Source organism: Sulfurovum sp. UBA12169 (genome assembly GCA_002742845.1).
GTDB lineage: Bacteria > Campylobacterota > Campylobacteria > Campylobacterales > Sulfurovaceae > Sulfurovum.
This window is the reverse complement of sequence record DLUH01000003.1, coordinates 1-12,528: the sequence shown is the minus strand read 5'-3', so window position 1 is coordinate 12,528 and position 12,528 is coordinate 1. Positions and strand designations below refer to the sequence as shown.

The 12,528-nt window shown below is 39.2% G+C and carries 9 protein-coding genes and 1 pseudogene; 2 read left to right on the top strand and 8 right to left on the bottom strand.

Annotated elements, in window-relative coordinates; all coding sequences use genetic code 11:
• Nucleotides 1–264 precede the first annotated feature (264 nt).
• The 6 genes from CFH81_04345 to CFH81_04320 form a co-directional block, all read right to left on the bottom strand.
• Nucleotides 265–2,079 carry an ATP citrate synthase gene (locus CFH81_04345; protein DAB40596.1) on the bottom strand — a complete coding sequence of 605 codons (1,815 nt, stop codon included), beginning with the start codon at nucleotides 2,077–2,079 and terminating at the stop codon, nucleotides 265–267.
• Nucleotides 2,080–2,088: 9 nt separating this feature from the next.
• On the bottom strand, nucleotides 2,089–3,423 hold the full coding sequence (locus tag CFH81_04340) for an ATPase (GenBank protein ID DAB40595.1): 1,335 nt from the start codon (nucleotides 3,421–3,423) through the stop codon (nucleotides 2,089–2,091).
• Between the two features lie 128 nt (nucleotides 3,424–3,551).
• Entirely contained in the window at nucleotides 3,552–4,640 is a 1,089-nt protein-coding gene (locus CFH81_04335) for a hypothetical protein (GenBank protein ID DAB40594.1), read from the bottom strand.
• A gap of 9 nt (nucleotides 4,641–4,649) precedes the next feature.
• Nucleotides 4,650–5,219: an aminodeoxychorismate/anthranilate synthase component II gene (locus tag CFH81_04330; GenBank protein ID DAB40593.1), complete on the bottom strand. Its 570-nt coding sequence runs from the start codon at nucleotides 5,217–5,219 to the stop codon at nucleotides 4,650–4,652.
• Nucleotides 5,220–5,666: a nicotinate phosphoribosyltransferase gene (locus CFH81_04325; protein ID DAB40592.1), complete on the bottom strand. Its 447-nt coding sequence runs from the start codon at nucleotides 5,664–5,666 to the stop codon at nucleotides 5,220–5,222.
• Nucleotides 5,659–6,723 carry an aminofutalosine synthase MqnE gene (locus CFH81_04320; GenBank protein ID DAB40591.1) on the bottom strand — a complete coding sequence of 355 codons (1,065 nt, stop codon included), beginning with the start codon at nucleotides 6,721–6,723 and terminating at the stop codon, nucleotides 5,659–5,661. The genes CFH81_04325 and CFH81_04320 overlap by 8 nt, the downstream gene beginning before the upstream one ends.
• Before the next feature lie 58 nt (nucleotides 6,724–6,781).
• Between CFH81_04320 and CFH81_04315 the strand changes: the two genes are divergently transcribed.
• Nucleotides 6,782–9,253 (top strand): nucleotidyltransferase, encoded by a 2,472-nt coding sequence (locus tag CFH81_04315; protein ID DAB40590.1) that lies wholly within the window; start codon nucleotides 6,782–6,784, stop codon nucleotides 9,251–9,253.
• A gap of 14 nt (nucleotides 9,254–9,267) precedes the next feature.
• On the top strand, nucleotides 9,268–11,076 hold the full coding sequence (gene glmS / locus CFH81_04310; GenBank protein DAB40589.1) for a glutamine--fructose-6-phosphate transaminase (isomerizing): 1,809 nt from the start codon (nucleotides 9,268–9,270) through the stop codon (nucleotides 11,074–11,076).
• A 189-nt stretch (nucleotides 11,077–11,265) separates the two neighbouring features.
• Here glmS and CFH81_04305 read toward each other — a convergent pair.
• Nucleotides 11,266–11,838 (bottom strand): annotated as a pseudogene (locus CFH81_04305) (hypothetical protein).
• A 175-nt stretch (nucleotides 11,839–12,013) separates the two neighbouring features.
• Nucleotides 12,014–12,511: a hypothetical protein gene (locus tag CFH81_04300; GenBank protein DAB40597.1), complete on the bottom strand. Its 498-nt coding sequence runs from the start codon at nucleotides 12,509–12,511 to the stop codon at nucleotides 12,014–12,016.
• Nucleotides 12,512–12,528 lie beyond the last annotated feature (17 nt).

Genomic DNA, 12,528 nt, shown 5'->3' with positions numbered 1-12,528 from the left:
TTTTGTTTACTTACATTATATATGGAAAAATAGCTTAATCTAAGATATATACCGTCTTTTTAAAAACATTGCCTAAGTGCTTTTATTATCTATGCCATAAGCAACACAAAAAAAAGAAAAAAGGAGATTCCTCTTCTTAGAAGAGGGTATGATAAAAATAAATGTTTTAAAGCATGTAATGTAAAACTAAATAAGAAAAACGCAGCGAGATATCAGGAGGCACAACCAAAATGTCATGCCTCTAGACAAACAAAGTGATTTTGATTAGATTTTTTCAGCCATTTTGACATCATACAGAATATCATCCATTGGATGTCTATACATCGGCATAGCCAATCTTTTCTCGTCAAGAACATGACCGATAAATCCGATCGATCTACCAACGATAAAGAAAGCATTGAGTGTACCTGATTCAATAAACTCATTAATCTCTTCTTCACTATACCCAAGAGCCCTCCACATATCAACCATTAAGATGCCGATTGTGCCATCAACGTTAAGAATCAGGTTCTCTTTTTTCGATGTGGTCAACTGCTCAACAGTCAAGGCATAATCAAGCAACGACGTTGCAGGAAAATATTCATTGGCAAACTTTTTGAGCCCCTCCACTCTAAGGTCAGGGTTTTTAAGAGATTTGATTCTGTGACCGATTCCCGGAATTGGCACACCTTCATTTTTCATATAATTGAGAAACTCTGTCGGGGTCAACTTGTTATCATCGGCATATTTAAAATATTTGGCTGCGCCGTCAATCGCTCCGCCAAATCTAGGTCCAATAGTAAGAAGACCTGTTACTAGTGCCTCAACTACTGATTTTCCTGCGCGTGCTGTTACTTTTGCGTTGTGAGCACCCGATACTGCAGGACCATGATCTGCCACTGTTTTAATGACTGTTTCAATAAAATCTGTTGCCCATTTCGGATATTGCTTTTTAAACCAAAGCAACGATACAACATCGCCAATGCCCTTACCTGTGTCGGGCGTAGCCAATGAAGAAATGGGGAATCCGGCATATGTTGCCTCGTCACCTCTGTCATCAGAAATCGTACAGATAAACTGTTTACTTTTTCTCACTTTTGGCACAGTATTCATCTGAGGCTCCGCTATATCGCCTATCATACCTTTTGTTTTCAAGTCGTTATATACTTCGGCGATCTTGTTTGGCAAATCATTGAACGACTCAGGAACAAACATCCCCACTTCAGCCATTGCTTTGTTTTTTGCTTCCGCTGTCTCTGCTTCAGCATTTGCAGATGCGCCGGCATGACCAAACTGAACGCCACTGTCGTAATATTTGGCAATCGTACCAATACACCATGCGATAATAGGCTTAGTAATTTTTCCTGACTTAACCGCCTCAATCACTTTATACTCTTCAGTGCCGCCCACTTCACCAAGAAGCAGCATGTATTTTACTTCCGGATTTTCTTGCATTCTGAGGAGATTGTCAATAAATACGGAACCTACAAATCTATCCCCGCCGATCGCAACACCTTCGGCAATACCGTCAGCATTAATCGCGATAATATTTGAAAGCTCATTAAACAATCCTCCTGATCTGGTCACAAGTCCGCACGAACCTGCCCTATGAAGCTTGGAGCTTATAATGTTTTCGATTGTACCGCCGATGTTTGCTATCTTAAATGCGCCCGGAGCGATCGCTCCAACAGTAGCTGGTCCTATTACGGTAACATTTTTTTCTCTAGCAACCACATTCATCTTTCTCGCCAATCTTTCAGGAATACCTTCTGCGGTGATCATGATGGTATTAAATCCGCCGATGTTGAGTGCTTCCATCGTTACGTCATATGCTGTTCTAAATGATGCAAAATTCAACAGAACATCAGCTTGCGGCTGTGCTGCTTTTGCTTCTTCTGTGTTTTTATAAAGCGGGACCATAATCTCATCTGCGCCCCAGAAGAATTTCTCAAATTTGCTTCCGCTTGTAGGTGCAACAATTGCTGCAACTGAAGGAGTTTTTCTTTGGATAGTGTAATCATAGTCCAACATTCTTTGGATAGCTGTTGTGTTGTTGTTCCAAAAAATTGCTTGTGTATCTTTAGTAAATAATTGTGCCATCTTCTCTCCTTACCCTTCTACTGCCATTCTTACAATGTCAGTCACATGTGTTTCTGGTCCATAAACATCAATCCAAAGACCTAATCTATCTGCCGCCTCTTTGATATCCTTGAGACCTTTTTCATAGTTTGGCCCGCCTCTTCTTACATAAATCTTGATACCGATTTCTTTCATTTTATCCGCATAATTCTCAAATGCCTGAATGATGCCGGTAAAGGTTTTTGCCACATCAGTAAAGTTTGCGATTGCTCCGCCGATGATAAGCACTTTATCTCTTCCATTGGCATCTTTTTGCCTTGTCATAAGGTCAAGTATGGTCTCAGCATAAAATTTAGTCTCACTTGTTGTTGGTCCGCCGCTGTATTCGCCGTAATTGGCCAAATCTTCAATGCCAGCAAGATCTGCAATAGTATCGGCATAGACGACCGATGCGCCGCCGCCGGCAACCATTGTCCAAATACGCGCTTCTGGCTTGAGTATCGTGAGCTTAAGTGAAGCACCGGATTTGCTGTCGGCATCTTCTATAGCAAGTACTTCAGGTGATTTCTCTTCCATGCCAAATGAAGTCGGATACTCTACATCACCCCACTGCTCTCTCATCATAAAGCCAGCCGTATCATCAAGTTTTGCAACCATATCTAAAAGTTCTATTTTACTGCCCTGCATAACAAACGGGTTGATCTCAAGGTATGCAAAATTTAACTCTCTGTATGCCCTAAAAAAACCTATTGCAAATTCAGCAAAAGCATCTTTATCTTTAGCGGCTACATCTTTTGGTATATTTGCTCTAATCTTTGCAGCTATCTCATCTTCGGTTGCAGTAATTGGAAATGAAACTTCAATAACTTTATCCCAATTTTCTTCAACTTCCATGCCGCCCTCGGCAGACATATATAAAACATCATTGTCGCCTACACAGGTAGCAGATATATAATACTCTTCTTCTTGAGCGTGTGGGGTAAACGGCTCAACTATAAAGTGGGTAAGCATATCCACTTTCGGTTCACCCTTTGGCGTATCTCCATCAAATGAGAAATAGACTGATTGTTTGGCGCTTGATTTTTCATCAATCCATGATGCAGCTTTATCCAAAGAAACATCACCCGGTTTTTGGTCCCTAAAAAGAACAAGTCCATTCTTGCCTCTTTTGCCAAAAAGCATATCAGGCTTAGCAACCAAAGCCTTCTCTTTTACCCATGTTTTTTCTTTCGCAATTTCTTTTAATTCTGATCCATTCTGAACCAAAACTGTTTCGTATGTATACGTAAAGTTCGGAAAGTATTCATTCCAATGCTTTGCCAAAATCGACTTAGCATCATATTCTCTAATCGCCTTTTGAGCCATCGAGTTCTCCTTTAATTTAGTTATTCATAGTGTAACACTCGAAGGGTTTAATTTTAGAGCAGATAATGCAAACCATAAGAAAAAAATAAAATACTGTGTATTTTAGAAACATAGGAAAGAAGCATTTTCTACTTTTTGCTGCAAGAAGAAATGCCATAATATCTCAACTGATAGCCTTCTCTTTGCTGCTGCGAATCATAGCAATTCAACTTTTGTTTTTTTAGTGTTTGCGCTAACAAATAAGGTTTGTAAATGCGATAGGCAAAATGCTTACTTGGATCATCCATGCTGAAAAAAAGTGCCTTATGAAACACGATCAATAGTGTATTAACTATCAGCAATGCCATCACAACATAAAAGCCTCGACGGTAATATTTTTGAAATTGGGGCAAGCGCACACGAATACTGTTATTGTAAGCATGAAGCATTACCACCACTGCGATCATGACATAAGGAGCAAAATCCGCTATAGATACCCGTTGTCTGACAGAAAGCAATAAAGAAAATGCCAATGCCGTAAACGAAATATACCACAGTAATGTTTTTTTCTCTCTAAGCAAAATACGATACATCACGTAAAAAAAATAAAGAAATAACAAAGGGGAAAAAATAGTTGCATAGAGTCCAAATATTTCTACAAAGTGGCCCGAAGGTCTTCCTCCTATTGTAATACCTTTTGCCAAATAAAGGAATGCAATCAAAAAGGAGGCGGACAAAACAGCAAGTTTTTTATCTTTATTCATCAAGGCATAAAGAAACAGAGCTACAAAAAAAATAATAGACGCCTGATGAATAAAAAAAAGTCCCAACATCAAAGGTATCAGTGCTATAAAATAGCCTTTTTCATACCATAGCACAAAAAGTAACACTATGGGCAATACGATAATTGCACTGTTTGCCAAACTCATTGCTGTAAGAATACCCGGCAACCATATAAAAATAAATGTCGCCAAATAGGCATCTTCTTTTTTATTCAGATAATTCCGACTTACTTGATAAAAAAGTCCTACACTTAACATTCCAAAAAAAATTGAAAACAGCCTTAAGCCCAAAAAGCCGTCCACTGCTTCTTTGCCCCACTGCATAAGTATAGCTGAAATCTCTTGCGAACCATAGAGTATTTTTGCTTCGTGCGGACTGATGGGTGTTGTAGAAGCGAGATAAAAAACAGCAATGATATAAATAAAAAGTGCGGCCCAAAAATACTGTTGTTTCATCAGGCGAGCTTAAAGTTTTAAAAAATTATTCAACATTTCGCGACCGTATTCGCTCATGATGGATTCCGGATGGAACTGAACTCCATAGATAGGCTTGTCTTTAATCTGCAAAGACATAATTTCATTATCGTCCTTACTGTGAGAGGTGGGGATGATGTTCTGAGGCAGTGTCTCTTTTTTTACCGTAAGCGAATGGTAACGCGTTGCTCTAAACTCTTTGGGAATACCTTTGAAGATCGGTGTTTCTGCATCTCTTTCAATTTGTGAAGTTTTGCCATGCATCATATGTTTGGCGCGCACCACTTCTCCGCCAAATGCCTGTGCAATACTTTGGTGGCCTAAGCAAATACCAAAAATAGGCGTTGTATCCGCGAATGCTCTAATAACATCAAGTGTCACACCTGCCTCATCGGGGGTGGAAGGGCCGGGGGAGAGAATAATTTTTTCAGGATGAAGCGCTTTTATCTCTTCAACAGTCATCTCGTCATTACGGATAACTTTTAAGTCTGCCCCAAGCTCTCTGCAATACTGCACTACATTGTAGGTAAAACTATCATAGTTATCAATCATTAATACCATTTAATCTCCTAGATCCGTGCACCAAAAAAAATCAATCCACGTTTTTGCTTCTTTTACGTACCAATTTGGCGCTATTTTAGCACTTTTTTTATAGAAAAGCGAAGCGGTATAAAAATTTGTTTGGGGATACGCTTCTTTTAGAGTCTTCATTATCTCAACCAGAGTGTCACCGCTATCGACAATATCATCAACAATCAATACACTTTTGACATCTTGCAAATTTGGAATATTAAATACCGTCACGCTTTGAAGCTTTTGCGTATCTTCATATCCGATCGTATTGACTGCATATACTTTTCTGATATTATAATATTCTCCCAGCATATGTGCCATACTTAAGCCGCCTCTTGCGATGGCCAAAATAGCATCAAAATCTTTATCTATTTTTTTGGTCAAAGCCTTTAAATCTTTGCGAAAATCATTGTAGCTGTAATATAGTCTATGCATAGCTTTTTAACTCATTATAAAGACTGTCCCGTTCAACCGGAATGAAACCGGAATTTTTGATCAATCCAATAAAATCTTCCAATTTCATGCCATGACTGCTGGCCGCACCTGCGGCAGACTGAATGGACTCTTTTTCTATGGTGCCGTCAAGATCATCACAGCCAAACTCTTGCGCAATAAGAGCTAGATTGATAGAGGCTGATGCCCAGTACGCTTTTATGTGAGAAATGTTATCAAGAAGAATACGCGAGATCGCATAAGTTTTAAGAATCTCTTGCCCTGTAGGGAAATGGGTTACTTTTAAGAAATTGTTGTCTCTTTGATAAACCAACGGAATAAAAGCATTAAATCCGCCTGTTTTGTCTTGCAAATCACGCAATCGAAGCATATGGTCAATACGATGCGCTCTTGTTTCTATATGCCCAAATAGCATTGTTGCATTACTTTCCCTGCCCTTTTCATGCCATTTTTGATGAATTTTAAGCCATTGTTCGGATGTAACTTTACCCTTGCAAAGATACTCTCTTACCTTCTCATCAAAGATCTCTGCCCCGCCTCCGGGCATAGAATCTACACCATTTTCTATCATCATATCAAGTACGTCATCATAGCTTAATCCATACTGTCTGGACAAAAAATCCACCTCAGCTGCCGTCATTGCCTTAATGTGAAGCCGGGGATAAGCTGTTTTTATTTTTTTAAAAGCGCCCATATACCACTCTGGGCCGTCATTAGGATTGTGCGCCGAGACAATATGGACTTCTTTGGCCCCGTTTGCATAAGAATTTTTAACAATATCAAGTATCTGTTCGTGAGACATAGTGTACTGATTTGGATTTTTGCGGCTTGCAGAATATGCGCAAAATTTACAAATATCCGCACATATATTGGTTGGATTAATATGGCGGTTGATATTAAAATAACTTTTTTTTCCATGTTTTTCTTTGCGAATAGCATCCGCAAGTTCACCCAAAGTATAAAGGTCCAAATCATAAAGCGCTTCACCCTCTTTCTGATTTAAGCGTTCTTTGTTTTTTACTTTTTGTATCAAGTCCATAGTAAAAGTCCATAGTAGTTTTTGGGTATTATAGCAATAAAAGTTTAGGGAGGGCTCAATGAATAGCCTAAAAGCTGAAATTGAAGATCTTATCTATGCCAATGCAGCAGATTTTCAGATAGCAAAAGCGCTTAAAAAAGAGATCCGTGCCTATTTGGATACACTTGAAGAAACCTTTATGACTTCCGGCGGGAAAGATTTTCTTGTCAAGCACACCAAAAAAATAGATATGATATTAAAGATCATCTACAAAGTAGCTCAAAGAGAGATGTTTGGTGACTATACCCCTATGAAAAATGCACTTCCGCTCTCCCTTGTTGCTCTTGGCAGCTACGGAAGAGAGCAGCTCTGTGTTCATTCTGATATTGATCTAATGATCGTCTATAAAGATATCAAGGGATACAATCTCAAAGAGATGATAGAAAAAATACTCTATATCCTCTGGGATACAGGTCTCAGACTGGGCCACCGGGTACACACCGTTGAGGAACTTTATGCCGTTTCAAAAACAGATATCACCATAAAAACAGCTTTGATTGAATCAAGATTTATCGAAGGATCAAATTTTATTTGGATAGAAACACAAAATGCCATTCGTCAAATCCGCCATGACAGCCCTCAAGTTTTCATAAAATTGAAATTTGAAGAGCAAAAATACAAACATGAAAAATTTCCTTTGACTATGGAACCCAACCTCAAAGAGGGTGTTGGCGGTTTTCGTGATGCAAACCTTGTGTTTTGGATAGGAAAAATACTTTACAATGTCAATAGCATCAAGAATCTCCCCTCAAGCATCGTCGACGAAAATGACTATAGAGAATTTCGCATCGCTTTGGAATTTCTTTTTCGTGTGCGCTCCGCCCTTCATCTTGTTGCACACAAAAAAGAAGATACGCTGCGCCTGGATCTTCTTCCTGACACAGCACGTCTTCTTGGTTACAAAATGAGCAAAAGCGAACATATGAAATTTGCCAAAAAAGTGATAGAAAGTTTGCAAACGATCAGACTCTACAGCATCATTTGGCTCGAATCTCTCTCGCGTGAGTATATTGCGGCCGACATCTACGGTCCTTGCATCTATCCTCAGGGAGAAAAAAGGGAACTGCATACACTTTTAAGACAACTTTGTGATCAAAAAGAAAAAACGTTTGACGCCCATCCTACTTTTCTTGCGCAACTTATCAGAACCAACAAACCGTCGCGCCACAGCAAGTCAATGCTCCTGAGTATCAAACACATCTTCTTTCAGCCCCGCAGCTACAATATCTTAAAGATACTCTCTACTGCAAAACTTTTGGACTATGCTATCCCGCCCCTAAAAAAAGTCATTGCTCTACCGCAATTTGACGGCTATCACCAATTTGCTGTGGAAATTCACTCACTAGAATGTGTGCGCCATCTAGAAAATATTAATGATGTATTTATTGAAAATTTATTTCAAGCATTTAGCGCTGAAGAAAAAGCTTTACTTAAACTTGTCACACTGTTGCATGATGCGGGGAAAGGCCGCAAAAGAGATCATCATCAGGTGGGAGTCTCCTTGTTTAAACTATTTGCCAATAAACTTGGTTTTGATTTGCAGCTGATTGAAATGGGTGAAACACTTATCCTCCATCATACTCTGATGAGCAAGGTAGCCCAACGTGAAGATTTGCACAATGAAAAAGTAATCTTAAGGTTTGTTTCACATTTTAAAAATAAAACTCTTTTAGATATGATCTATGTTTTAACCTATGCTGACATGAATGGAGTAGGAGAAGGAATCTACAACTCATTTAATGCAAAACTCATCAAAATGCTATACCTCCAGTCAATTAAATCTTTGGAACATACCGAAGTTATTGACGAAACAGCCAAGCGCATCAAAAAAGAGCAAATACTTAAAAAGCATCCTGTATTTCTTTCTTTAAATAAATTACAGCAAAACAAAATCTTAATGATTCCTTCCAATCTGCTTTTTTTACGTTATCCTCCCGAAAAAATAATTTCCATTTCCAAAAAAGCTTTTGAGACTGCCTCCTATGCTTACGAAATTCACAATGATGATCATCTTACCCTTGAGATCGTTTGTATCCACTCTTTCAATCTTAGCTATCTGTTGAGCAAACTCGCACATCTTGATGTTGTCAATATGGATATCTGTAAACTTTTTGATGGATACAAATACTATAAAATCGATTTTGCTCTCAAAATAAACGAAGATGAAACCCCGCTTATAAAAGAAATGATACATGATGCGCTTGATGGTCAAAAACAAAATACATTTCTGGTACCCGTGATCAAAAAAAACGAAATACAAATCGATTGTGATCATTCACAAATGTACGGGAGTATGTATCTGCACTGCAAAAATCAAAAAGGATTGCTTGCATATGTCCTCCATCTTTTTGATACACTCAACATTGAAATTGCAACTGCAAAAGTACATAGTCTCAAAAATAGTGTCAGAGACATGTTTCTTATCGAAAAAAATGGAAACTTTTGTCATAATATCGATATAATCATCGCGAAACTTACAAAAAAAGAATAAGAAAGAATTTAAAAATGTGTGGAATTGTCGGATACTTGGGAAAAAGAGAAAAAAGAGAGATTTTGCTTGATGGCTTGCAAGAGCTTGAGTACAGAGGTTATGATTCGGCAGGCATCGCTGTTATAGAAGGCAAAAAACTTAACAGCTTTAAGGCTGTTGGAAAACTCGAAAATCTTCGGGAAAAAACTAAAAATTTCCAAACGGACGGTTTTGGCGTATCTATCGGGCATACACGCTGGGCAACACACGGAAAACCTACCGAACTCAATGCCCATCCGCACCTTGGAGCATACAGTTATGTCGTACATAACGGCATTATTGAAAATTACCAAACACTCAAAAAAGAGTTGCAATCAGAAGGCGTAAACTTTTTAAGTCAAACCGACACCGAAACCATTGTGCATCTTTTTGAAAAATACCACAAACAATCAAACAACCCTTTTGCCTCATTTATGCAAACGATTGATAGACTCGAAGGTGCTTATGCCACCCTTCTTATCTCGGAATCAGCGCCCGATACTATCTTCTTTGCCAAAAACGGTTCCCCGATGCTCATAGGATTTGATGGCGATGAGATTTATTTTGCTTCCTCCGATACGCCTATCATAGGAAAAGCTAAAGAGGTTTACTATCTAGAGGATGGTGAATACGGCTACGCAAAATCGGGTACAGTCAAACTCTACAACACCGGTGGCGAGAAGAGTTTTATTAAACAAACGCTCTCTTCAGACAAAATACTTGCGCAAAAGGAAGGCTATCGTTTCTTTATGGAAAAAGAGATCTATGAACAAAGCCGTGTGATGGGTGAAACGATAATGGGCCGCATACTTGATGATAGGGTCGATTTTGAAGAGCTGGATGCAGCTTTTTTTGACGGGATCCACGCTGTGAAGATCTGTGCATGCGGCACCAGCTATCACTCTGCCCTTGCCGCGTCCTACCTTTTTGAGCGTATTTCAAAAATACGCTGCAATGTTGAAATTGCCTCTGAATTTAGATACAAAGAGCCGCTGCTAACCAATGATACACTTTTTATCACCATTTCACAAAGCGGAGAAACTGCCGATACACTTGAAGCACTGAAAATGGCAAAAAAAGCAGGACTTAAAAGTCTAAGTATCTGCAATGTGGACAACTCTTCCATCGTCAGAGAGAGCGATGCTGCGATTCTCACGCGTGCCGGCATCGAAAAGGGGGTTGCCAGCACCAAAGCTTTTGCCACCCAAACAATGGTGCTTTGGATGCTTGCGTTGCATATGGGCCAACGAAAACAGACTATTTCACAAGAAACCCTTACTGCTGAAATAGGCGCCATGCTTCAGACCCCCAAAGCCCTTATCGTAACCGATGTGCTTCATGAAAAATTACATAGGCTCTCCAAACGCTATCTGCACGGACACGGTTTCTTTTTTATCGGAAGAGATATCTTTTATCCTCTTGCACTCGAAGGAGCACTAAAACTTAAAGAGATCAGCTACCTTCATGCAGAAGGGTACCCCGCAGGCGAAATGAAACACGGTCCCATCGCTTTAGCCGATAGCGAACTTTTTACCGTTGCACTGATGCCAAAAACGATGCATTACGATAAGATCAAATCCAACGTCGAAGAGCTGAGTGCCCGCGATGCAACCATCCTGGCAATTTCACCTGAGCCTTTTGGATTGGCGGACGACTTCATACAAACTGCCTATGATACCCATCCCATGCTCGAATTTTTCGAGATGATGGTGGTTACCCAACTGCTTGCACTGGAAATTGCCGTAAGACTCGGGAATGATGTCGATATGCCAAGAAACCTCGCCAAATCGGTGACGGTAGAATAAAATTTCTCTTCTCTTTCTAAAAAAGGGTATGCCATTCTTGAGGATAAGAATTTTCCGTGCCAATAAATAATCTAAGGTTTGAAGTACTGAAAAAGTAAATGGTATTTTTATCACGCAAAAGCAGAAAATGATTGAAGAAAGAGCTGCAGCCAGGATATCCCGGTTGCAGAGCAAGATAAAGGCATAACCCTAGAAAGTGTATGTTACGCCTACATTTACAGAATCAACAACGAAATCTGATGCTATAAGTGTTCCGTCAAACCCTTCGTCATCATACAAGTCTTGTGTAGTCTGCAAATACACCGATATTTTCAGTTACTGCATAACTTGCGCCTAGACCCCATTGGAAACCGGATTCAGATACATCAACATCATAATTGTCAGCTTCAAATGTTACTTGGCCGTATCCAAGCAATGCATACACGTCAAATGCTTCCATTACCGGATACATTCCTTTAAGATAGATACCGATGTTTGTCATATCATCACCTTCGATACCATCTAAATCTGCGATACTAGAATCAACCTCGGGATCATCTACATTCATTGTGTATCTTGCTTCAAGACCCAAATATTGGTTGTATTTGTACCCTGCCAACAATAGTGCTGAATTTGCAGTAATATCTCCGTATCCATCCACATCAGCATTCATATAAGAATACCCCANNTTACTTCCGGTTCTACCGGAGCAATATCTCCGCCTGCGAATGCAAACGCATTCATTGCCAATGCTGCTACGATTGAAACTGTAATCTTTTTCATTGTCTTTTCCTTGTTTTTTTAATTTACAAAGAAATTATATCTTTTAATATAAAAAAAGTCAATGGGGGAAATTTTAAAATGTAAGAAATTTTGTGATTTTTATAACTAAAGAAAGAAGAAATTGCAGATATTATACCAACAAAAGCCGTTGCTCCTGTTGGCACCAATCTATTGCTTAGAAAGTATACGTCATACCCACATTGATAGAATCAACTGCGATATCTACACCCTCTACATCAAGTAAACCGTCAAATCCGGTATCATCATACAATCTTGTGTAGTCTGCAAATACACCGATATTTTCAGTTACTGCATAACTTGCACCTAGACCCCATTGGAAACCTGACTCAGAAAGATCGCCAAACAAATCAGTATCGATCGTTACCTGACCGTATCCAAGCAATGCATACACATCAAATGCTTCAGTTACAGGATACATCCCTTTTGCATAGATACCGATATTAGTCATGTCGCCATCTAAATCTATTGCAGGCAAGCTTCCATAATCAAACTCAGGATCTCCAAGGTTCATTGTATATCTTGCTTCTAAGCCAAGATATTGGTTGTACTTATACCCTGCCAAAAGCAAAAGTGAGTTTGAAGTGATATCACCTTCGGAAATCTCAACATTATCAAAGTCTTCAAGCATAAACGGATCAGACTCTGCTTTCATATAAGAATACCCCAAAC